The sequence below is a fragment of the Tsukamurella ocularis genome, from assembly GCF_965138335.1.
Taxonomy (GTDB): domain Bacteria; phylum Actinomycetota; class Actinomycetes; order Mycobacteriales; family Mycobacteriaceae; genus Tsukamurella; species Tsukamurella ocularis_A.
On the sequence record NZ_CBCSDV010000003.1, the window covers coordinates 199,784 to 220,795 of the forward strand.

Here is a 21,012-nt window from a genome sequence, read left to right on the forward strand (position 1 = left end):
CGCGACGCCGTAACGGGACACGAGCGAATGCCCCTTGTCCGATTCTTGCAGAAACGTCACGTAGGATACCGAACAAACACGACGACAGCCCGGGGTGAAGACGCTCAGCCCTTGCCCGACATCAGGGTGGTGCCCACCATCGAAACGACGAAGACGCCGCAGGTCGCCGCGCCCGAGAGGGCGGCGGCGAAGCCGAAGCGCGAGCAGACCGCCGACCTCACCCGCGTCCTCCTGTTCCTCGGCGTGGTGATCGCGCACTGCGTCACGACGATCAACTTCACCCCGGACGTGATCCGGCAGACCGGGCTGATCTCGGCGGCGCTGCACCTGACGCGGTACGGATTCGTCGCCGTAACGCTCTTCGTCCTGGTCCTGAGCATGCGCGGGCGCAGCATGACGGCCCGCGAGTTCTGGCGCAAGCGCTTCGGACTCATCGTGGGCCCGTACCTGGTGTGGACGCTGACCTACTCGATCACCGATCACCTGCTCATCGCGGGTGACCCGTTCCCCTCACCCGGGCGCTGGCTCGGTGACCTGGTGCGCACCACCTTCACCGGCGACGCCAAGTACCAGTTGTACTTCCTGCTGATCTCGATGCAGATCTACCTGTTCTTCCCCGCGCTGCAGAAGCTCGCGCGCAAGCTCGAGGGGCACCCGTGGACGGTGCTGCTCACCGCCGGCGCGATCCAGCTCGGCTTCTTCGCGTTCTACCAGTACACGCCCCGCCCGCCCGGGCAGCCGTGGGAGACGCTGTTCAACCACATGTGGAAGCTGCTGCCCATGTACGTGCTGTTCGTGGCGATGGGGATGCTGGCCGCGCAGCACTACGAGAAGGTGGGCCCGTGGCTCCGGTCGCACGCGCTGCGGCTGATCGCCATGTGCCTCGCGGCGGGCGCCGTCAGCCTCGTCGTCTACCTGCGCGACACCGAACCCGGCAACGTGCCCGACGCCGCGACCGCCGCGTGGAACCCGCTGTACCTCCCCTGGTACGTCGCCGCGACGATCCTGATCTGGCTGGCCGCGATGATGTGGGACGATCTGCGCGCCTCGGGCCGGCCCGTCGGCGAGCGCGTCGTCTCCTACGCCACGATCCGTGCCTTCGGCGTGTTCGCGGTGCACCCGCTCATGCTCGACATCCTCAGCAAGCTCGGCTTCTTCGAGCTGCTGGGCACCTGGTTCCCCGCGTCGGCCCTGCTGCGCACCGCGACACTGTCCGTCACGGTGCTCGCGATGTCGTTGCTCTTCGTGGACCTGGTGCTGCGCACCCCGGTCAGCCGGTGGATCGTGGCCCGCGACCGCGTCTGAGCCGTTCCCGCGTCAGTACCAGGTCGACGGTGCCGTCTGCGGCTTCTGCAGCCAGAGCGCGTCGGTCGGGGCGCTCGCCGCGCCGGTCTGCCAGCGGCGGATCGCCTCGTCGCGGAGCACCTGGTCGAACTGCTCGTTGCGCATCCGCTGGTCGACGTACAGCAGCGTCTGCACGCCGGCGAGGAAGGGCACCGTCAGCAGCTGCGCGATGGCCGAGCCGACGCCGGTGATCGCGAGCGCGGGCACCGTCATCCCCGTCAGGTTGTCGGCACCGTCGATGCCGCCGACCACCGCGCCGACGATCCCGAACGGGATCGAGATGATGGCCGCGACGATGCCGGTGAGGAGGTAGGTGAGCAGCAGGATGCCGAGGACACGCCAGAACCCGGGCTGCTGCAGTTCGTAACCCCGCTTCAGCGCGGCGATCGGGCCGAGGCGCTCGAGCACCACCGCGGGGTACGCGAGTGTGAACGTGGGCACGAGGGCCAGGTAGCCCACGACGAGGACCAGGAGGAACAGGAACGCCACGAGGACCGCGACGACGGGCCCGGCGTCTCCGGCGGCCACCGCGAGCACGACGACGAGGCCGGTGACCAGCGCGGCGGGCAAAAGGATGGCGAGGAACTGCAGGAGGCTGAGGCCGATCAACGGCAGGATCCGCGGCCCGACGGCGCGCACCGCCTCACCTGCGGACATCCGCTCGCCCATCACTGCGCGGGACACCGCGACGGTGAGGATACCGGTGAGGAGCAGCGTGCCGATCGTCGCGATGAGCGAGATCGCGAAGCTGAACCCGGTCGACGCGGCGAGGGTACGGAAGAACTCCGCGTCCTCGGCGTCCGGATCGACGGCGACGTTCGTCAGGGGAAGCTGGGCGAGGAACAGGACCAGCTCGGTGAGCACCACGAACACCGCGGTCACGCCGACCATGACACCCGGATTGGTGCGGATCGCGCTGATCGCCCCGCCGTACAGCGCACCCAGGTCGAGGGGGCGGAGCGGGACGATGCCGGCCTTCACGTCGGGCGCGGGCGCGCCCCACCCGGGCCCGGGCTGCTGCCCGTATCCCGGCTGGGGGTATCCCTGCTGGAAGCCCGGCTGCGCGTAACCCGGCTGTGCCTGGGCGTACTGCTGCGCCCACGGGTCGCCGTACGGGTACTGCGGCGGGCCCGGCTGCTGGTACCCGTACTGCGGGTCGCCCTGGTGCGGATCCGCGGGCCGCGCCCACTGACCATCGGGGCCGTAGCTGGGCTGATTGCCGGTTCCGTCAGGGTTCACAGCACACATCCTGCATTGCGAATGCACTCTTTTCAACTTCGCCCGAGCGTCCTCTCCGTAGGGTGGAACGCGACCCGGCTTTCATCTGAGCGACCGATCGGAGAATCCTGGTGACCGGGGCGACGGGCCTGATCGGAAGGCGCGTGGTCGCGCAGCTCGCCGCCGGCGGCGTGCCTGTCCGCGCGACGAGCCGGACGCCGGACACGGCTGGCCTGCCCGACGGCGTGGAGGTGGTGCGCACGTCCACCCCGGCGGCCGCGCTGCTCGACGGATGCTCGTCGCTGCTCATCGTGGCGTCCGCGCTGGGCACCGAGCAACGGGAACGGCTCGCCGATCTCGTCGCCGCCGCGAACGCCGCGGGCACCGGCCGCCTGGTTCACCTCTCCACGGCCTCGGTCACCGATCCGCTGAGCCCGACGGGCGCGCACCACCGCGCGCTGGAGGAGATCAGCGCGGCCTTCGCCGGGACGCGGCACGTACTGCGCCCGGTCCCGTTCGCGCTGAACACCCTCCACTGGTGGGGCTCGACGGTGCGCGCCGGCCGGTTCGCGGAGGTGCCGTACCTCGACGTGCCGATGGTGCCCGTCGACGAACGGGACGTCGCCGACGTGGCCGCGGCGCTCCTGCACGGCACGCGCGAGCCCGGCGGTGCGCTGCACCTCACCGGACCGCAGGCACTGAGCTCGCGCGAGCAGCTCGGGCTGCTGGCTGAGGCCCTGGGAACTCGCCTCGATGTGCGCGAGATCGAGCCGGACGAGGTGCGCCGGCGGCTCGCGGCCGTCGGCGTGCCCGCGCCCGCGGTCGACTCGCTGCTGCGCTCCTTCGAGGTCGCCGCATCGGATCCACCTGCTCCGAACGACGTGGTCGAGAGGATCACCGGACGACCGGCCCGCACCTACGCGCAGTGGGTCGCCGACCACGTCGAGCAGTTCCGTTGAGCCTGGTAGCCCCGGTCGATGAGGACAGGATTCCGCCTCCGGCGCCGCATGCCGTAACATGTCTCGCGCGCCGGATGCGGCGCACGCGGGCGTAGCTCAATGGTAGAGCCCTAGTCTTCCAAACTAGCTACGCGGGTTCGATTCCCGTCGCCCGCTCAGATCGAAAGCCCCGGCCATGGCCGGGGCTTTCGTCGTCTTCCGGGCCGCGCACAGTTCGACGGGGGCCGAACTGTTCCGGCAGCATGCTGAGGGCATGCACCCCGCCCGGCGGCGCACCGTCGCCCTCCTCGCCCTGTCCGCCGCGTTCGGCCTGATCCAGTTCGACGCGACGGTCGTCAACGTCGTCCTGGGATCCCTGACCCGCGACCTGGGCGGCGGGCTCGGGCTCGCGCAGTGGGCGGTCGACGGGTACGCGATCCCGTTCGCCGCCCTGATGCTGCTCGCGGGGCCGGCGGCGGACCGGTTCGGGCGGCGACGGGTCTGCGTCCTCGGTTTCGCGCTGTTCGCGCTGGCCACCGCGGCGTGCGCGCTGGCCCCGGGCTGGCCCGTCCTGATCGGCGCGCGCATCGTCCAGGGCGTCGCGGCCGCGATGATCCTGCCCAGCTCGCTGGCGATGATCGGCGAGCTCTACCCCGGCCCGGCGGAGCGGGCGCGGGCGCTGGGGATCTGGGGCGGGATCGCGAGCGCGGGCTTCGCCGCCGGGCCGCCGATCGGCGGGGTGCTCGCCACCGGTGCGGGCTGGCGCGCCGTGTTCTGGGTCGGCGCGCCCATCGCGATCGTCGCCGGCATCGCGGTCGCCCGGTCCGTTCCGGATTCGCCGCGCCACACCCGCCCGCTCGACGTCCGGGGCGCGACGCTCGGGGCCGCGACCTTGGCCCTCGGCACCGCCGCCCTCATCGAACTCGGCCAGGGCCGCGCGCCGCTCGCGGTCGCACTCGCCGCGGCCGCCGCGGCCACGACCTGCGCATTCGTCGCCGCCCAGCGGTCCGCGCGCTGCCCGATGATCCCGCGCGGCATGCTCGCCCGCGGACCGTTCCGCGGCGCCGTGGTCACGGGCCTGGTGTTCAACGTCGCGCTGTACGGCGCCCTGCTCGTCGTCGGCCTGGCACTGCAGGACGTCCACGGCTTCACCGTGCTGCAGACCGGCGCGGCGATCCTGCCCATGACGATCCTCGTGGCCCTGGGTTCCACCGCGAGCGGCTTCGTCACCGCACGCACCGGCCCCCGCGCGCCGATGGTCGCCGGATTCGGATGCGCGGCAGCGGGCGCGCTGATCGTGGCGGCCGGGGCGGCGCACCCCGCCGCGATCATCACCGGCATGGCCATCGTCGGGCTCGCCTCGCTCGCGATGCCCGCCATGACCTCGGTCGCGCTGGCCGCCGCGCCGCCGGAACACGCGGGCCTCGCCGGTGCGGTCCTCAACTGCGCTCGCCAGGCGGGAGGGGCGCTGGGGGTCGCCGCGTTCGGCGCCCTCTACAACGCCGCGGGCCGCTCCTCGCCGGCGTTGGCGCTGACCTTCGCCGTGGCCGCGGCCATACTCGTGGTCGGAGTGGCGACGAGCATCGGCGCCACCACGAGCCGGCGAGAGGACCTCTGCGATGTCGGGTGATGCGGACCTGGCCGGCGTCGGCGAGCTGTTCGCCGACCGCACCCGGAGCCGGATCCTGCTGTCGCTGTTGGGCGGCCGCGAGCTCGCCGCCGGCGTCCTCGCCGACGAAGCGGGCGTCTCCCGCCCCACCGCGAGCAGCCACCTGCGCAAGCTGGTCGACGGTGGGCTGCTGGCCGTCCGCGCCGAGGGCCGCCACCGCTGGTACCGGATCGCCGGGCCGGAGGTCGCCGATCTCGTGGAACGCCTCGCCGCGCTCGCGCCACCGCAGCCGGTCTCCTCGCTCAAGGCCGCCACTCGCGCCGAACGGCTCCGCACCGCGCGCACCTGCTACGACCACTTCGCCGGGCGCCTCGGCGTCGCCCTCATGGGCTCGCTCCTCGACCACGGCCGGGTCACGGGCGGCGACGGGCTCTTCCACGACGACGGTGCCGACCGCCCGGCCTCCGCCGGCCGGGAGATCGACTACCGACTCACCGACGACGGGCGGGCCTTCCTCGGCGACCTCGGGGTCGCGCTGCCCGACGGTGCCTCCCGCCCCCTGGTGCGGTACTGCATCGACTGGACCGAGACGCGGCACCACCTCGCCGGCGGCGCGGGACGGGCGGTGTGCGACCGCTTCTTCGCGGCGGGCTGGGCCGAGCGGTTGCCCACCTACCGCGCCGTCCGCATCACGCCGGCCGGCGCGCGGATCCTCGCCCGCCGCTTCGCGATCGACTGGCCCGCCTGAGCGCTACCGCAGCAGCGACGCCGTCATCGCCACGGTGACCACCACCAGCAGGCCGACGTACCAGCGCGCGTGCGCGCGGTCGGACAGGCGCGGGCCGCGGCGGCGCAGCAGCACGATCACGGGGAGCGAGCCCACGAGCAGCGCGGCGGCGGCGCGGAGGTCCACAGCGCCCACGAATCCGGCCCCGGCGCCTGCGGGGCGCCCGCCGGAGCACAGCAGGAAGACCGCCGTCGCGGGCAGCGCCACCGCGAGGGTCAACGGGTTCGCCAGCGCCGTCGCCACCGCCATCCGGTGACCGTTGCGCCGCATGAGCGGCACCGTCACCACACTGCCGCCCACGCCGAGGAAGGCCGCGACCGAGCCGATCGGGATCCCTGCGCCCGGCCCGATCGGTCGCGCACCGTCGACGCCCTCCTCCAGGAACCCGGGCCGAACGGTGACCGCGACGATGGTCAGCAGCAGGTACGCGACGAAGCCGACGGCGATGGCATCGCCGGGCACGTGCCGCGCCGCCACCGCCCCGAGCACGCCGCCGACCGCGAGAAGACCGAGCAGGCGCCGGCTCCCCCGCAACTCGGCCACGACGGCACGCGGGGTGGAGGCCGTTGCGACCGCGGCGGCGACCACCATCAGCACCGAGGACGTGGCGACCGCGACGCGCGTCGCGTCGTCGCCGAGGGCGGCGTCGGCCCACACCAGGACGGGCACCGCGACGAAGCCGCCGCCGAAGCCGAAGAGGGCCGTCGTGACGCCCGACGCGACGCCGACCAGAACCAGGATCAGTGCACTCACTGCTCCGAGTCCACCGGACCGCGCGGCTTCCGGCAATCGATGATCGGTACTGAACCATCGAGTATCGGTAGCCTGACGTCATGCGGAACGTTCCCGTCGCAGCGCTGGAGGACCTCCCGCGCGATGTGCTCGCCGTCGGCACGGACTACCCCGACGGCTACGTGCAGGCCCGGCACCACCACCGGCGCGCGCAGTTCCTGTACGCCGCGACCGGGATCATGGAGGTCGACACCGCCGACGGCACGTGGACGGTGCCGACCGACCGCGCCGTGCTCATCCCGCCCGGTGTGCCGCACGGCGTCCGCTACTCCGGCGTGAGCACGCGCAGCCTGTACGTCGAGCCGGCCGCGGCGCCGTGGTGGCCCGCGCGGTGCACCGTGGTCGACGTGACGCCGCTGCTCCGCGAGCTCCTGCTCGCCGCCGTGGACCTCGAGGCGGAGTACGACGAGGCTGGCCGCGGCGGTGCGGTCGCATCGCTCCTGTTGCACGAGATCGCCGCCCTGGCACCGCTCCCGCTGCACGTCCCCCTCCCCGCCGACCCGGAACTGCGCGCGCTGTGCCGCGCCTACCTCGCCGCGCCGGACGTCGCCGTGGGCAACGCCGAGTGGGCCGCCTGGTGCGGGCGCAGCGAGCGCGCGTTCACCGCCCGGTTCCGCGCGGCGACCGGGTCGAGTCCCGCCGCTTGGCGCCGCCGGGCACGGCTGCTCGCCGCACTGCCCATGTTGCGCACCGCCACCGTCACGGAGACCGCCGGACGCCTCGGCTACGCGACCCCCGCGGCGTTCACGGCCGCGTTCACGGCCGAGTTCGGCACGCCTCCGTCCCGCGCTCGGAGCGCATAGGGTCTCCCCATGACCGCACCACTGCTGATCGAACGCGACGGCCCCGTCGTCACCTGGACGCTGAACGACCCCGCCGCGCGCAACCCCGTCTCCGACGAGGCGATGATCGAGGCGATCGAGCGCGCCGTGGACGCGGTGAACCGCGACGACGAGGTGCGGGTCGCGATCCTCACCGGCGCCGGCTCGGCGTTCAGCTCCGGCGGCAACGTCAAGCACATGCGCGACAAGGAGGGCATGTTCGGCGGCACCGCGGCGCAACAGCGGCAGGGCTACCGGCACGGCATCCAGCGCATCCCGCGGGCGCTGTACCACTGCGAGGTCCCTACGGTGGCGGCCGTGAACGGCCCGGCGATCGGCGCGGGGTGCGATCTCGCGATGATGTGCGACCTGCGGGTCGCGTCGACGAAGGCGGTCTTCGCCGAGAGCTTCGTCAAGGTGGGGCTCATCCCCGGCGACGGTGGCGCCTGGCTGCTGCCGCGCATCGTCGGCATGGCGCGGGCCACGGAGATGGCGCTCACGGGCGAGCCCGTGGACGCCGCGACCGCCCTCGATTGGGGGATGGTCTCCAGCGTGGTCGAGCCGGACGAGCTCCTCACCGCGGCGCGTTCCCTCGCGGACCGGGTGGCCGCGAATCCGCCGCAGGCGCTGCGCATGACGAAGCGCCTGCTCCGCGAGGGCCAGCACCAGAGCCTCGACGCCTTGCTCGAACTGTCCGCCGCGATGCAGACCATCGCGCACGCGACGGCCGATCATCACGAGGCCGTCGGCGCGATGCTGGACAAGCGCCCGCCCCGGTTCACCGGGAACTGAGCTTCCCCGCGGAACGGAACCCGACCACAGGTAGAACACGTTATAGTCCGCGCATGGCGCAGGACTGGGACGCGACGGCGGACGTGGTGGTGGTCGGGTACGGCGGCGCCGGGGTCGCCGCGGCGCTGGCCGCGCGGGAGTCCGGCGTCGACGTGCTCGCACTCGACCGGTATCTCGGCGGCGGCGCGACGAACCTCTCCGGCGGGATCGTGTACGCGGGCGGCGGTACCCGGATCCAGCGGGCGGCCGGCGTCGAGGACGACGTGGAGAACATGTTCTCGTACCTGCGCCGCGAGGTGGGCAACGCGGTGTCGGAGGAGACGCTGCGGCGATTCTGCGAGCAGTCCCCCGCGATGATCGACTGGCTGCTCGATCACGGCGTGCCCTTCGACCCGTCGCTGTGCCCGTTCAAGACGTCCTACCCCACCGACGACTACTACCTGTACTTCTCGGGCAGCGAGAACTCCGGCGGCTTCCGCGACGCCGCCACCCCGCGCCCGCGGGGCCACCGCGCCCACGGGCCCGGCGTCTCGGGCAAGAAACTGTACGGCCCGCTGGCCGCATCGGCCGCCGCCCGCGGCGTCCGCGTGCGGACCGGCACGCGGGTCACCGGCCTCGTCGTGGAGGACGGGCGGGTCGCGGGCGTCGAGGCCGTCACGATCGAGAACGCGCCGGTCGCGGTGCGCCAACGGTTCGCGCTCCTCACCCGGATCTCGGCGAAACCGGGCGTCTACCACCAGGGCCTGCGCGCGACGATGCAGCGGCTCCTGGCGCGGATCGAGCGCCGGCACGGCCGGCCGATCCGCGTCCGCGCCCGCTCCGGGGTGATCCTCAGCACCGGCGGCTTCATCGCCAACGGCGCGATGGTGCGCGAACACGCGCCCGGCTACCCCTGGGCGCAGGGCCTCCCGCTCGGCACCGCCGGCGACGACGGCAGCGGCATCGAGCTCGGCCGCGCGGTGGGCGGCGCGACGGACCGGATGGACTCCCTGTCGAACTGGCGGTTCATCGCCCCGCCCAGCGCCTACCTGGCCGCGCTCGCCGTCGACGCGGACGGGCGGCGGATGGTCGACGAATCCCGGTACGGGGCAGCGCTGGGCGCGGCGATCGCCGAGGCCCCCGGGCACCGCGCGTGGCTGCTCGTCGACGCGGACCTCGCAGCGCGGGCGCGCGGGCAGCTGAGCGACCAGACGGTGTGGTTCCAGCGGCTCCAGCTCGAGCGCCTGCTCCGCATCGGCAGCGTCTCCGCGCCCACCGTCGAGGAGGCCGCCTCCCGCGCCGGAGTCGACCCCGCCGGGCTGCGGCGCACCGTCGACGCGCACAACGAGGCGATCGCGCAGGGCCTGCCCGACCCGCTCGGCAAGCCCGACGAGCTGCGCCGGCCCGCCCTCACGGCTCCGTTCACGCTGCTCGACATCTCGTTCACCGACCGGAAGACCTACCCCATGCCGATGCTCACCCTGGGCGGCCTGGTGGTCGACGAGGAGACGGGCGCCGTGCGCACCGCGGCGGGCGAGGCCGTCGACGGGTTGTTCGCGGCGGGCCGCACCGCCGTGGGGATCTGCTCGAACTCGTACGTCAGCGGGCTCTCCCTGGCCGACTGCATCTTCTCCGGCCGCCGCGCCGGATCGCACGCCGCCGTGGCGTCGTCCGGAGCGCGCGACGGGGCCTAGTCGCCCTCCCCGACGGGGAGCGCGGGGGCCATCACCCAGAGGACCCGGGCGCCGTCGGGCCCGGCGGCGAAGACGTGCGGACGCGCCGGATCGAAGGTCATGGCGTCCCCCACCCGCAGTTCGACGTCCGGCTCCGGCGGGAAGGCCAGCCGCAGCGTGCCGCGCTGCACCAGCACGAAGGACACCTCCGCCGGGAGGGCGTAGGCCTCGTCGCCACTGCCACCGCCCGGCGCGATCTCACTGAGCAGCACCTGGACCCGCCGCTCCCCCGAGGGCGTGAGCAGGAACTCCGAGAGGCCGTCGCCGCCGAACCGCACCGGAGGGTAGGCGTCCGCGCGGACGATCGAGCCCGCGGCGCCGCCGTCGAACAGCGAACCCACGGGCACGTCGAGCGCCGCGCACCACCGCATCAGGACCGCCATCGACGGTGCCGCCAGGCCGCGCTCCACCTTGGACAGGTAGCCCTTGGTGACCCCGACGCGCTCGGCGATGCCCGCGAGCGTGAGACGGCGGGCGCGGCGGGCGGCCTTCAGCGCCGCCCCCACCTGATCCGGCACGGGGAGAACGGCATCCGCCCCCGGAGCAGTTGCATCCAACAGATGTTTCCTTTCAGGAAACTCGGGTTGACAAGTCGGTCGACATCCCACACTATGTGATCCGGCCCACAATTGCAGCACCTGCGAGAGGATCCATTCGTGTCCGACGAAACCCAGCGCCCGTCTCAGCCCCGCGGACCGGTGGATGCGAGCCTCGTCCCCCGCTACTGCGGGCCCGAGACCTTCGCCCGCCTGCCCCGTCTCGACGAGGTCGACGGTGCCGCCGTCGCGGTCCTCGGGATCCCCTTCGACTCCGGGGTGAGCTACCGCCCGGGCGCGCGGTTCGGCCCCGGGCACATCCGGGCGTCGTCGAAGCTGCTGCGCCCGTACAACCCCGCGCTCGACGTCTCCCCGTTCGCGGTTCACCAGGTCGCCGACGCGGGCGATCTCGCGGTGAACCCGTTCGACATCGTCGACGCGCTGAGCACCGTCGAGACCGAGATCGCGCGGCTCCGCGGCGCCGGCTCCACAGTGCTCACCCTCGGCGGCGACCACACCCTCGCCCTGCCGATCCTGCGCGCGGTCGCCAAGGATCACGGCCCGGTCGCGGTGCTGCACTTCGACGCACACCTCGACACCTGGGACACCTACTTCGGCGCGCCCTACACGCACGGCACCCCGTTCCGCCGGGCCAGCGAGGAGGGGCTGATCGACCTCGAGCGGTCCATGCACATCGGCATCCGCGGCCCGCTCTACGGCGAGCAGGACCTCACCGCCGACGGCGTGCTCGGCTTCCAGGTGGTCCGCGCCGACGACTACGAGAACAACGGGCTCGAGAGCGTCATCGACCGCATGCACCGCCGCCTCGCCGGGCCCGACCGGTCCGGCGGCCCCGTCTACGTCTCCGTCGACATCGACGTCCTGGACCCCGCGCACGCACCCGGCACCGGCACCCCCGAAGCCGGCGGCATGACGAGCCGCGAGCTGCTCAACACACTGCGCGCCCTCGTCGGCACCGACGTCGTGGGCGCCGACGTGGTCGAGGTCGCGCCGCCCTACGACCACGCCGAACTGACCGGCATCGCGGCCGCCCACGTGGCGTACGAGCTGCTCTCGGTGCTCGCGGTGAACGCCCGATGAGCGCCTTCACGGACAGTCTGCTCGCCCGCAAGTCCGTCGACCGCATCCTGGCCGACAGCGCCGCCGCGCACGAGGGGCCCCAGCTCAAGCGCTCGATGGGCCTCGGCCACCTCACCGCGCTGTCGATCGGCGCCTCGCTCGGCACCGGCATCTTCGTGATCCTCGGCGAGGCGACGCCCAAGGCCGGGCCCGCGGTCATCGTCGCCTTCATCCTGGCGGCGGTCACGGCGTTGTTCTCCGCGCTCTCGTACGCCGAGATGGCGGGCACCATCCCCGTCTCCGGCAGCTCGTACTCGTACGCCTACGCCACCATCGGCGAGTTCTTCGCCTGGGTCTGCGGATGGTGCCTGCTCCTCGAGTACGGCGTCTCCGTGGCGGCGGTCGCCGTCGGCTGGGGGCAGTACATCAACGAGTTGCTGCGCACCCTGTTCGACATCGAGCTCCCGACCGCGATCGCCGCCCCGCCGGGCGACGGCGGCATCGTGAACATCCCCAGCATGGTGGTCGTGGCCCTCGCCTGCCTCGTCCTCGTCGGCGGCGCGACCGAGAGCGCCCGGCTCAACACGGCGATGGTCGTCCTCAAGGTGTGCGTGCTGGTCTTCTTCTGCGCCATCGCCTTCACCGCTTTCAAGTCGGGCAACCTCAGCCCGTTCATGCCCTTCGGCGTCGACGGGATGACCGCCGCCGCGGCGATGGTCTTCTTCTCCTACATCGGCTTCGACGCCGCCTCCACCGCCGGCAACGAGGCGAAGAACCCGACCCGCGACCTCCCGCGGGCGATCATCCTGTCCCTCGGCATCATCACCGTGCTCTACTGCCTCGTCGCGCTCGCCGCCGTGGGCGCCACGCCCTGGCAGGAGTTCGGCGGCACCGAGGCCTCGCTCGCGAAGATCCTCACGGACGTCACGGGCCAGACCTGGCCCGCGGTGATCCTGTCGATCGGCGCGGTGATCGCGATCGCCAGCGTGGTGCTCGCGGTCATGTACGGCCAGACCCGCATCCTGTACACGATGGGCAGCGACGGCCTGGTCCCCCGCGTCTTCGCGAAGGTCAACCCCCGCACCTTCGTGCCGGTCCGCAACATCGTGATCGTCAGCGCGATCATCGCGATCCTCGCCGGATTCATCCCCCTCGGCGAGCTCGCGAACGCCACGTCGATCGGCTCGCTGTTCGCGTTCGCCCTGGTCAACCTCGGCGTGATCCTGCTGCGGATCAACCGCCCCGATCTGCCCCGCGCCTTCAAGACGCCGCTGTTCCCGCTGATCCCCGTGCTGGGCATCGGCTTCTGCGGATACCTCATGCTCCAGCTCGAGGCGCGGACGTGGATCGCCTTCGCCGTGTGGTCCGCGGTCGGCCTCGTCGTGTACTTCGCGTACGGCTACCGGCACTCGCGGCTCCGTCGCGACACCGCCGCCCTCGCGAAGGGCGCGCGATGACCGTCACCGTCGGGATGTACCAGGGGCCGGAGGGCCTCGGGCCCGCGCCGGACGTCGCACGGAACCTGGCGGCGATCGACGATGCCGCGGCCCGTGCGGCCGCGGCCGGGGCGCAGGTCCTCGTCACGCCCGAGATGTCGGTGACCGGGTACGACATCGGCCCGGCCGCAGCGGAGCTCGCCCGCCCCCGCGGCGGCGAGTACCACGACGCCCTCGCGGCCATCGCCGGCCGGCACGGCGTCGCGGTCGTCGCCGGCTACCCCGAGCTCGCCGACGGCCGGGTCTTCAACGCCACCACCGTCGTCGCGCCCGACGGGGCCGAGCTCGCGCACTACCGGAAGACGCACCTGTTCGGCGACCTCGATCGCGCCATGTTCGAGCCGGGCGACGAGCTGCCCGTGCAGTTCGACCTCGACGGTCTGCGGTGCGGGCTCCTCATCTGCTACGACGTGGAGTTCCCGGAGGCCGTCCGCGCCCACGCCGAGGCGGGCACCGATCTGCTCCTGGTCCCGACGGGCCTCATGGAGCCGTTCGGCCGCATCGCGGAGCAGGTCGTGCCCGTGCGGGCCTTCGAGAGCCAGCTGTACATCGCGTACACCAACCACAGCGGGCGGGAGACCTCGCTCGAGTACTGCGGCCTGAGCACCGCGGCGGGCCCCGACGGCGACGTCGTGGCCCGGGCGGGGCGCGACGAGCAGCTGCTGACCTTCACCGCCGACCCCGAGGCGCTCCGCGAGGCGCGCTTCGCGAACACCTATCTGCGCGACCGGCGCACCGACCTGTACTGAGCCCCTCCACCCCAGGAGCCCACATGACCCAGCCCGCCATGCCCGCCCACGGACCGTCCTCCTCGGACGCCCCCCTCACGATGTTCGGCCCCGACTTCCCGTTCGCCTACGACGATTGGGTCGCACACGCCGACGGTCTCGGCTCGGTGCCCGACGAGGTCCGCGGCACCGAGGTCGCCGTCATCGGCGCCGGCCTCGCCGGCCTCACCGCCGCCTACGAGCTGGCCCGCATCGGCCTGAAACCCGTGGTGTACGAGGCCGACCGGATCGGCGGCCGGATGCGCAGCGAGCGCTTCGACGGCTACGCCGACGACCTCGTCGCGGAGATGGGCGCGATGCGCTTCCCGCCGTCGTCGACCACCCTGCAGCACTACCTCGACCTCGCGGGCCTGCGCACGGAGCCCTTCCCCAACCCGCTCGCCGAGACCACCCCCAGCACCGTCATCGACCTCAAGGGCCGGAGCCACTACGCCCGCACCACCGCCGACCTCCCGCCCGAGTTCGCCGAGGTCGCCCGCGCCTGGGACGCGACGCTGGCCGACTACGCCGACGCCGCCGAGCTGCAGGACGCGATCCGCGCGCGCGACGTCCCGCGCATCCGCGCGGTGTGGTCGCGCCTGGTCGAGGAACTCGACGATCAGACCTTCTACGGCTTCCTCACCGCGTCGAAGCACTTCCGCTCCTTCGCGCATCGGGAACTGTTCGGGCAGGTCGGATTCGGCACCGGCGGCTGGGACACCGATTACCCCAACTCGATGCTCGAGATCCTGCGCGTCACCTGCACCGCCGCCGACGACGAGCACCGCGGCATCGTCGGGGGCGCGGACCGGCTGCCGAAGCACCTGTGGGAGGGCGTCTTCGACGGTGCCCGATCCGTGCGGGACCTCAACGGCGGGGAGCACCGCCCCGCGGTCACAGCGATCCGCCGCACCGCGGGCCCCGGCGGCGCCCCCGCCTACACGCTGACCGATGCGGGCGGCGAGACCCGCACCTACCCGGCGGCGATCTTCACCGGCCAGGCATGGATGCTGCTCAACACCATCGACTGCGACGACGACCTGCTGCCGATCGACCACTGGACCGCGGTCGAGCGCACGCACTACATGGGCAGCTCGAAGGTCTTCGCCCTCGTCGACCGCCCGTTCTGGCGCGACGTCGACCCCGCGACGGGGCGCGACACGATGTCGATGACGCTCACCGACCGGATGAGCCGCGGCACCTACCTCCTCGACCACGGCCCCGACCGGCCCGGCGTCATCTGCCTCTCCTACACCTGGTCCGACGATTCGCTCAAGGTGCTCCCGCTCGACGTGAACGCGCGGCTGGACCTGATGCTCAAGTCGCTCGGCGAGATCTACCCCGGCGTGGACATCCGCAGCCACATCATCGCCACGCCCAAGACCGTCTCGTGGGAGACGGAGCGGTACTTCATGGGTGCGTTCAAGGCGAACCTCCCCGGGCACTACCGGTACCAGGAGCGGCTGTACACGCACTTCATGCAGGATTCGCTCGACGCGCGGCACCGCGGCTTCTTCCTGGCCGGCGACGACATCTCGTGGACCGCGGGCTGGGCCGAGGGTGCGCTCCAGACGGCGCTCAACGCCGTCTGGGGCGTCGTGCACCACCTGGGCGGCAGCGCACCGTCGACCAACCCCGGCCCGGGCGACGTCTTCGCGGACATCGCTCCGGTCCGGCTCGGCGACGAGCGGGGTACGCGCGCCTAGCGTTTGGCGATCGCCGTCACCATGCCCCCGGCGCCGGGGATCATGGTGACGTTGCGGTGGCGGGGCTGCTCGGCGGGCGCGTCGGTCATCGCGAGGTCCACGCGCAGCAGGATCTGGGTGACGACGGCCCGCAGCTCCGCCATCGCCAGCCCCGCGCCGAGGCAGCGGCGCGTGCCGCCCCCGAAGGGCATCAGCTTCTGCGGCGAGGGCCGGACGCCGAGGAAGCGCTCGGGGTCGAAGGCGAAGGGCCTCGAGTACAGGTCCTCGCGGTGGTGCAGCAGCAGGATCGAGATCAGTGCGATCACCCCGCGCTCCACGACGAAGGGTCCGAACCTCCAGTCCGACAGCATCTCCCGCGCGACCACCGGCACCACGGGACGGCTGCGCATCGACTCGTTGATGAGCGCCTCGATGTACGCCTCGTCGCCGGAGCGCGCGGCCTCGACGGAGCGGCGGTACACCGCGGGGTTGCGGGTGAGCCGCTCGAAGGTCCAGGCGACGGAGTTCGACGTGGTCTCGTGCCCGGCGAGGACGAGGGTCAGCAGCTCGTCGCGGATCTCGCTGTCGGCCAGGGGCGCACCGTCGTCACCCCGGGCCGCCATGAGCACCGTCAGGATGTCGGAGCGGCCGGCACCGTCGGGCCCGTCGGCGCCCTCGCGGCGGCGCTCGGCGATCACCGCGTAGATCGCACGGTCGAGCGGGCGGAGGATCATCTTCAGCACGCCGCGCGGCTCGGGGCTGCGGGCGTTCACCAACTGCACCGCGGTCGCGAGCGGGTGCGTCGAGAGGTGCAGCAGACGGATCATCGACGTGCGGACCGCGCTCTCGGCGGCGGTGGCGCCCGCCTCGTCCTCGATGCCGAAGACCGCGGACATGATGACGTCCAGGGTGATCTGCTGGCCGATGTCGGCCAGCGCCACCGGCTCCCCCGTCCGCCAGTCGTCGATGCGGCGCGCCGTCGCGGCGTCGATCCGCTGCTGGTACTCGGTGACCGCGCGGCCGTGGAACTGCGGCAGCAGCAGGCCGCGCTGTTGCTTGTGTCGCGGGCCGACGGCGGTGAGCACCGAGTCCGGGCCGACGATGGGCCGCAGCGGCGAGAACCGGGTGGCCGAGGGCGCGTCGTCGGGCCGCGACATCAGGGAGGCGATGTGCGCGGGATTCGAGACGAGGACCACCTGGCCCGGGCCGCCCGCGAACTCGGACCGGAAGACGTCGCCGTAGCGCTCCGCCGCCCGGAAGGTCACGTCGCCCTCGCGCAGTGTGTAGGAGAGGGAGGCCCGCAGCGGCCCCATCGGCAGGGACGGCGCCGCGCGCAGGGCGGCGGCACCGGCGGCGGCGACCGGGCCGGCATCGTCTCCGTTACGGCCGTCCAGGCCCGGTCGCGCGGGATCGCGCAGGTGCCAGGCGGGCTCGGGGATCGACAGGGTGCGCGCGACGGCGCCGCCCAGCCCGCTGCCGACCCCGGTTCGGAAGGCTCGTGTGATCGTGGTCATGGCGTCCTCCTCCATCGATTGTGCACGCCGACGCCGACGCGCGGGTGGGCCGTCGCGATCATCACGGCACGACGATGCCCCGGGGGCCGGTCCGGCGGTCGCGGGCGGCCATCGCGCGGTGGATGTCCCGCGCGCCGAAGTCGAGGCCGTCGCGGTCGTGGGTGAGCCACAGGACGCCGACGACGAATGCTGCGATGACGAGAACGGTGATCATGGCCTTCTCCTTCTCCGGTGCCCGGTCGGTGTTCCGGGTCGCCTACGACGCTACGAACCGAATCGACGCAGGTCAGCGTGCCCAGGACGGAATTCGGGGTCCACCCCCGGACGGGCGCACGGATCCGTCCCAGGGTGGACGACCGCACCGCGCCGCGCGACTACGATGCACACCATGCGCTGGCTGCGGTGGTTGGAGGCGCGGTACGCGCGCGCCTTCGCCGCGATCGGTTACGAGTATCCGCCGTACTACATGGTGATCACCGAGGCGGCGATGTTCGCCCTCGTCGTCGAGGCGATCGTGCCGCGCGTCCTGGCGGGCCCGGAGGGCATCCAGTGGTTGTTCCTGGCGGTCGCCGCCGTCCTGTCGCTGGTCCACTCCGTCGCCACGCTGGTGCGGACCGACAATCTCTCGCTCACCGCGCACTCCGTCACGACCCTCGTCTCGGCCGCGCTGTTCTGGGCGGTACCCGCGACCCTCGACGTGGTGCCCCTGATCCTGGTGCTCGCGATCACGCAGGTCGCGGCCGTGACGCCGACGCGGGTGACCGCCGTGCACCTGCTGGCGTACGAGGCCGCGGTGATCACCGCCGGTGCGCTCGGCGCGATCCACCAGGCCTGGCTGATCGCCCTCACCGTCGCCTTCGGTGCGGCCGTCGGCCAGTTGATGCAGAACCAGCTCCTCCTGCTGCGCGCGGAGCGCCGGGCCCAGACCACACGCGCCGCGCTCGAGCGGGCGGCCATCGCCGGCGACGTGCACGACGTCGTCGCGCATTCACTGGCGGTGGTGCTGCTCAACGTGACGGCGGCCCGCCGGGCACTCGAATCCGACGACGATCGGGACGAGGCCCTCGACGCCCTGCGCGACGCCGAGACCCAGGGCCGCGTCGCGATGAAGGACATCCGCACCACCATCGAGCTGCTCCGGTCCGACAGTGCCGAGACGGCCCAGCCCGGCCTCGCCGACATCCCCGAGCTGGTCGCGTCGTTCGAGCGCGCCGGGCTCGCGGTGGAGCTGGAGCACCGCGCCCCGTCGACCGGGCTCACGGCGACCGCCGGGCTCGCCGCCTTCCGCGTCGTGCAGGAGTCGCTCGCCAACGCCGTCAAACACGCCCCCGGCGCGCGCGTCGCCGTCCGCGTCGGACCGGACGCGAACGGTCGGCTGGGTGTGCGGGTCTCGTGCCCCGTACCCGACGGTGCGCGGCGCGCGCCCGGCGGTTCCGGTTTGACGGGCATGCGGGCCCGCGTGGAGAGCGCCGGCGGCACGCTCACGACCGGACCCGTCGACGGGATGTGGCTCGTGGCCGCCGCCCTCCCCACCGGGACGGGCTCCGGCGCAACCGGTTCGACCGAAGGAGACCGCCCGTGACCGACCGCCCGATCCGCCTGCTCCTCGTGGACGACCAGGATCTCGTGCGCCTCGGGCTGCGCCGGATCCTGCGCCGCCGGGACGGATTCGACGTCGTGGGCGAATGCGCCGACGGTGACGAGGTGCTCGCCGCCGTCGCGGAGACGGCCCCCGACGTGGTGGTGATGGACCTGCGCATGAAACGGGTCAGCGGGATGGAGGCGACCCGTCGCCTCACCGCGTCCTCGGGTGCGCCGCCGGTGCTCGTGCTGACCACCTTCCGCGACGACGACCTGCTCTCCGAGGCGCTGCGGGCGGGTGCGTCCGGCTTCGTCCTCAAGGACTCGCCCGCGGAGGAGCTGATCCGGGCCGTGCGCCTCGTCGCCGCCGGGGAAGCGGTGCTCGACCCCGCCGTCACCGGCCGCGTCCTCGAGACCTACCGCACCGCCGCGCCGGCGCCGGCGGCACCGTCGGGCGAACAGTCGCGACTGACGTCCCGCGAGGTGGACGTGCTCGCCCTCGTGGGCCGCGGCCTGTCCAACGACGACATCGCCGCAGAGCTGGTGATCTCGATCGTCACCGTGAAGAGCCACATCGGCTCGATCTTCACCAAACTGGGCGTGCGCAACCGTGCCGAGGCGATCGTTTTCGCGTTCGACAACGGCATCGTCCGGCCGGGCGGCTGACGGTCCGTCGAGGCGGTTGAGCTCTGGCGATGGAACACTGTTTCGGCGGCGGAACCCGCAGGTCGCCGCCGCCGAAACAGTGGTCAATCGGGAGGAGGGCGCTACTGGCGCTCGATGAAGACCGGCTTCTCCTTGTTGGCCGCCGCGGTGCGGGCGATCACGTGGTTCTTGCCGCGGATCAGGCCCAGCTGCAGGGCCTGCTCGACGGGGAAGGACAGGCGCGAGCCGCTGTACCAGGTGTTCTCGAACAGCGCCTTCGAGGCGGCGACCGCGTCGGGCGAGCGCTCCTTGAGCTTCTCGACCAGGTCCAGCGCGTCCTTCATCGGGTCGGCGGAGACGCCGGTGACGATGCCCCAGTCCAGCGCCTGCTTCGCCGAGAACATCTCACCGGTCATGGTGAGGCGCTTGGCGACGTCGATGGTGGTGAGCTGGGCGATCGATGCCGAGATCGACATGTCGGGGATGAGGCCCCACTTGGCCTCGAGGATCGAGAAGTCCGCCTCGGACGAGGCGTAGCGGAAGTCCGCGCCCAGCGCGATCTGCAGGCCGCCGCCGTAGCAGTGGCCGTGCACCACGGCGATGACGGGCGCGGGCACGCTGCGCCACGCCCAGCCCGCGGCCTGGAAGTTGTTGGCGGCCGAGATGCGCTTCGGCACGAAGTTCATGAGCAGGCGGCGCTGCTCCTTGCCGGCGGAGGCGAAATCGAGGCCCGAGCTGAACGAGCTGCCCTCGCCGGAGAGGATCACGGCGCGCAGGGAGCGGTCGTTCTTCGCGCGGTCGGCGGCCTTCGCGAGGTCGTCGATCATGTCCAGGGTGAGCCCGTTGTGCTTCTCGGGACGATTGATCCGCACGTGGGCGACCTCGTCGCGCACCTCGTAATCGATGTTCGACATCCGCTTCTCCTCGTTTCGCCTCGCCTTGGCCGTCGTCTGCAACCCTAGCCGCCGCGTCGGTCCCCGTATGGGAGGGCACGGCTGAAGTAAAGTGACGCTCATGGCGGTCACGTTGCACATCACGGGGGAACCCGAGTCGGACGCGGTGCTCTCCGAGCATCCGTTCGCGCTGCTCGCGGGCATGCTTCTCGATCAGCAGTTTCCGATGGAACGCGCGTTCGCGGGTCCGTGGAAGGTCCTCGACAGGTTCGGCAGCATCGATCCGCGCGACATCGCGGTCGCCGACCCGGCCCGGTTCGAGGAGCTGTGCACCACGCCGCCCGCGATCCACCGGTACGGCCGTGCCATGGCCGCGCGCCTGCAGGCCCTCGCGCAGATCGTCGTCGACGAGTACGACGGGCGGGCCGAACGGATCTGGACCGAGGCGACGTCGGGCGCCGATCTGGTGCAGCGGATCGAGGCGCTCCCCGGCTTCGGCGCGCAGAAGGCGAAGATCTTCGCGGCGCTCGTCGGTAAGCAACTCGGGGTGAAGCCGCGCGGCTGGGCGACGGCGGTCGGCGACTACGGCAAGGCCGGGTTCCGCTCGGTCGCGGACGTCGTCGACGGCGAGTCCCTGCAGAAGGTGCGGGCCCACAAGAAGGAGATGAAGGCAGCGGCGAAGAAGGCGGGCGTATGACGGGCCCCGGACCGTACGGCGGCCAGAACCCGAATCAGCCGGGGCAGGCCTACTCGCAGGCGATCCCGCTTCCGACCCCGCCGCGCGGCCCCGCCGCGCCGGGTC

At 72.6% G+C, this 21,012-nt stretch carries 20 protein-coding genes and 1 tRNA gene; 15 read left to right on the forward strand and 6 right to left on the reverse strand.

Going from position 1 to position 21,012, the window contains the following annotated elements; all coding sequences use genetic code 11:
• Positions 1–111 precede the first annotated feature (111 nt).
• Positions 112–1,305, forward strand: a complete 1,194-nt coding sequence (locus tag ACNAYW_RS05315) for an acyltransferase (RefSeq protein WP_415848706.1) — start codon at positions 112–114, stop codon at positions 1,303–1,305.
• Between the two features lie 12 nt (positions 1,306–1,317).
• Here the strand turns inward: ACNAYW_RS05315 and ACNAYW_RS05320 are convergent, their stop codons facing one another.
• Positions 1,318–2,583, reverse strand: coding sequence for a hypothetical protein (locus tag ACNAYW_RS05320; protein WP_415848707.1), 1,266 nt, complete (start codon positions 2,581–2,583; stop codon positions 1,318–1,320).
• A gap of 107 nt (positions 2,584–2,690) precedes the next feature.
• Here ACNAYW_RS05320 and ACNAYW_RS05325 point away from each other — a divergent pair, with 107 nt between their 5' ends.
• The 4 genes from ACNAYW_RS05325 (at position 2,691) to ACNAYW_RS05340 (ending at position 5,857) form a co-directional block, all read left to right on the forward strand.
• Entirely contained in the window at positions 2,691–3,521 is an 831-nt protein-coding gene (locus ACNAYW_RS05325; protein WP_458643678.1) for an NAD(P)H-binding protein, read from the forward strand.
• A gap of 85 nt (positions 3,522–3,606) precedes the next feature.
• A tRNA-Gly gene (locus tag ACNAYW_RS05330) sits at positions 3,607–3,677 on the forward strand.
• Between the two features lie 19 nt (positions 3,678–3,696).
• Positions 3,697–5,130 carry an MFS transporter gene (locus tag ACNAYW_RS05335; RefSeq protein WP_415848709.1) on the forward strand — a complete coding sequence of 478 codons (1,434 nt, stop codon included), beginning with the start codon at positions 3,697–3,699 and terminating at the stop codon, positions 5,128–5,130.
• Positions 5,120–5,857: an ArsR/SmtB family transcription factor gene (locus ACNAYW_RS05340; RefSeq protein WP_415848710.1), complete on the forward strand. Its 738-nt coding sequence runs from the start codon at positions 5,120–5,122 to the stop codon at positions 5,855–5,857. Before ACNAYW_RS05335 ends, ACNAYW_RS05340 begins: the two co-directional genes overlap by 11 nt.
• A gap of 3 nt (positions 5,858–5,860) precedes the next feature.
• Here ACNAYW_RS05340 and ACNAYW_RS05345 read toward each other — a convergent pair whose 3' ends face one another.
• Positions 5,861–6,649, reverse strand: coding sequence for a sulfite exporter TauE/SafE family protein (locus ACNAYW_RS05345; RefSeq protein ID WP_415848711.1), 789 nt, complete (start codon positions 6,647–6,649; stop codon positions 5,861–5,863).
• Between the two features lie 80 nt (positions 6,650–6,729).
• Here ACNAYW_RS05345 and ACNAYW_RS05350 point away from each other — a divergent pair, with 80 nt between their 5' ends.
• From ACNAYW_RS05350 to ACNAYW_RS05360, 3 genes are read left to right on the forward strand one after another with little or no spacing between them, the layout of a single operon-like run.
• Positions 6,730–7,491 (forward strand): helix-turn-helix domain-containing protein, encoded by a 762-nt coding sequence (locus ACNAYW_RS05350; RefSeq protein ID WP_415848712.1) that lies wholly within the window; start codon positions 6,730–6,732, stop codon positions 7,489–7,491.
• Between the two features lie 9 nt (positions 7,492–7,500).
• Positions 7,501–8,301: a crotonase/enoyl-CoA hydratase family protein gene (locus ACNAYW_RS05355; protein ID WP_415848713.1), complete on the forward strand. Its 801-nt coding sequence runs from the start codon at positions 7,501–7,503 to the stop codon at positions 8,299–8,301.
• Positions 8,302–8,354: 53 nt separating this feature from the next.
• Complete coding sequence (locus tag ACNAYW_RS05360) at positions 8,355–9,974, forward strand: FAD-binding protein (RefSeq protein ID WP_415848714.1); 1,620 nt, start codon at positions 8,355–8,357, stop codon at positions 9,972–9,974.
• Here the strand turns inward: ACNAYW_RS05360 and ACNAYW_RS05365 are convergent.
• Positions 9,971–10,531 (reverse strand): helix-turn-helix domain-containing protein, encoded by a 561-nt coding sequence (locus ACNAYW_RS05365; protein WP_415848715.1) that lies wholly within the window; start codon positions 10,529–10,531, stop codon positions 9,971–9,973. The two genes, ACNAYW_RS05360 and ACNAYW_RS05365, sit on opposite strands and share 4 nt — an antisense overlap.
• Before the next feature lie 138 nt (positions 10,532–10,669).
• Here ACNAYW_RS05365 and speB point away from each other — a divergent pair, with 138 nt between their 5' ends.
• The 4 genes from speB to ACNAYW_RS05385 are packed head-to-tail and all read left to right on the forward strand — an operon-like array spanning position 10,670 to position 15,598.
• Positions 10,670–11,650 carry an agmatinase gene (gene speB, locus ACNAYW_RS05370; RefSeq protein WP_415848716.1) on the forward strand — a complete coding sequence of 327 codons (981 nt, stop codon included), beginning with the start codon at positions 10,670–10,672 and terminating at the stop codon, positions 11,648–11,650.
• The gene (locus tag ACNAYW_RS05375) at positions 11,647–13,086 is read left to right on the forward strand and encodes an amino acid permease (RefSeq protein WP_415848717.1); all 1,440 of its coding nucleotides are present in this window, start codon (positions 11,647–11,649) and stop codon (positions 13,084–13,086) included. Before speB ends, ACNAYW_RS05375 begins: the two co-directional genes overlap by 4 nt.
• Positions 13,083–13,874 (forward strand): carbon-nitrogen hydrolase family protein, encoded by a 792-nt coding sequence (locus ACNAYW_RS05380; RefSeq protein WP_415848718.1) that lies wholly within the window; start codon positions 13,083–13,085, stop codon positions 13,872–13,874. Before ACNAYW_RS05375 ends, ACNAYW_RS05380 begins: the two co-directional genes overlap by 4 nt.
• A gap of 23 nt (positions 13,875–13,897) precedes the next feature.
• Entirely contained in the window at positions 13,898–15,598 is a 1,701-nt protein-coding gene (locus tag ACNAYW_RS05385; protein WP_415848719.1) for a flavin monoamine oxidase family protein, read from the forward strand.
• Here the strand turns inward: ACNAYW_RS05385 and ACNAYW_RS05390 are convergent.
• Both ACNAYW_RS05390 and ACNAYW_RS05395 read right to left on the reverse strand, forming a co-directional pair.
• Complete coding sequence (locus ACNAYW_RS05390) at positions 15,595–17,091, reverse strand: cytochrome P450 (RefSeq protein WP_415848720.1); 1,497 nt, start codon at positions 17,089–17,091, stop codon at positions 15,595–15,597. The genes ACNAYW_RS05385 and ACNAYW_RS05390 overlap by 4 nt on opposite strands.
• A gap of 61 nt (positions 17,092–17,152) precedes the next feature.
• Positions 17,153–17,305: a hypothetical protein gene (locus ACNAYW_RS05395; protein WP_415848721.1), complete on the reverse strand. Its 153-nt coding sequence runs from the start codon at positions 17,303–17,305 to the stop codon at positions 17,153–17,155.
• A 174-nt stretch (positions 17,306–17,479) separates the two neighbouring features.
• Between ACNAYW_RS05395 and ACNAYW_RS05400 the strand changes: the two genes are divergently transcribed.
• Both ACNAYW_RS05400 and ACNAYW_RS05405 read left to right on the forward strand, forming a co-directional pair.
• On the forward strand, positions 17,480–18,673 hold the full coding sequence (locus tag ACNAYW_RS05400; protein ID WP_415848722.1) for a sensor histidine kinase: 1,194 nt from the start codon (positions 17,480–17,482) through the stop codon (positions 18,671–18,673).
• Entirely contained in the window at positions 18,670–19,338 is a 669-nt protein-coding gene (locus ACNAYW_RS05405) for a response regulator transcription factor (protein ID WP_415848723.1), read from the forward strand. Before ACNAYW_RS05400 ends, ACNAYW_RS05405 begins: the two co-directional genes overlap by 4 nt.
• A gap of 101 nt (positions 19,339–19,439) precedes the next feature.
• Here the strand turns inward: ACNAYW_RS05405 and ACNAYW_RS05410 are convergent, their stop codons facing one another.
• Positions 19,440–20,231 (reverse strand): crotonase/enoyl-CoA hydratase family protein, encoded by a 792-nt coding sequence (locus ACNAYW_RS05410; protein ID WP_415848724.1) that lies wholly within the window; start codon positions 20,229–20,231, stop codon positions 19,440–19,442.
• 100 nt (positions 20,232–20,331) lie between these two features.
• Between ACNAYW_RS05410 and ACNAYW_RS05415 the strand changes: the two genes are divergently transcribed.
• Positions 20,332–20,907 carry an HhH-GPD-type base excision DNA repair protein gene (locus ACNAYW_RS05415; RefSeq protein ID WP_415848725.1) on the forward strand — a complete coding sequence of 192 codons (576 nt, stop codon included), beginning with the start codon at positions 20,332–20,334 and terminating at the stop codon, positions 20,905–20,907.
• The last annotated feature ends 105 nt before the right edge of the window (positions 20,908–21,012 follow it).

Excerpts from the sequence above, each read along its gene's own strand:
- ACNAYW_RS05335 (WP_415848709.1), top strand. The coding sequence starts at position 3,697 with ATGGCCGGGGCTTTCGTCGTCTTCCGGGCCGCGCACAGTTCGACGGGG.
- ACNAYW_RS05340 (WP_415848710.1), top strand. The coding sequence starts at position 5,120 with ATGTCGGGTGATGCGGACCTGGCCGGCGTCGGCGAGCTGTTCGCCGAC.
- ACNAYW_RS05350 (WP_415848712.1), top strand. The coding sequence starts at position 6,730 with ATGCGGAACGTTCCCGTCGCAGCGCTGGAGGACCTCCCGCGCGATGTG.
- ACNAYW_RS05355 (WP_415848713.1), top strand. The coding sequence starts at position 7,501 with ATGACCGCACCACTGCTGATCGAACGCGACGGCCCCGTCGTCACCTGG.
- ACNAYW_RS05360 (WP_415848714.1), top strand. The coding sequence starts at position 8,355 with ATGGCGCAGGACTGGGACGCGACGGCGGACGTGGTGGTGGTCGGGTAC.
- ACNAYW_RS05375 (WP_415848717.1), top strand. The coding sequence starts at position 11,647 with ATGAGCGCCTTCACGGACAGTCTGCTCGCCCGCAAGTCCGTCGACCGC.
- ACNAYW_RS05380 (WP_415848718.1), top strand. The coding sequence starts at position 13,083 with ATGACCGTCACCGTCGGGATGTACCAGGGGCCGGAGGGCCTCGGGCCC.
- ACNAYW_RS05385 (WP_415848719.1), top strand. The coding sequence starts at position 13,898 with ATGACCCAGCCCGCCATGCCCGCCCACGGACCGTCCTCCTCGGACGCC.
- ACNAYW_RS05390 (WP_415848720.1), bottom strand. The coding sequence starts at position 17,091 with ATGACCACGATCACACGAGCCTTCCGAACCGGGGTCGGCAGCGGGCTG.
- ACNAYW_RS05395 (WP_415848721.1), bottom strand. The coding sequence starts at position 17,305 with ATGATCACCGTTCTCGTCATCGCAGCATTCGTCGTCGGCGTCCTGTGG.
- ACNAYW_RS05400 (WP_415848722.1), top strand. The coding sequence starts at position 17,480 with ATGCGCTGGCTGCGGTGGTTGGAGGCGCGGTACGCGCGCGCCTTCGCC.
- ACNAYW_RS05410 (WP_415848724.1), bottom strand. The coding sequence starts at position 20,231 with ATGTCGAACATCGATTACGAGGTGCGCGACGAGGTCGCCCACGTGCGG.
- ACNAYW_RS05415 (WP_415848725.1), top strand. The coding sequence starts at position 20,332 with ATGGCGGTCACGTTGCACATCACGGGGGAACCCGAGTCGGACGCGGTG.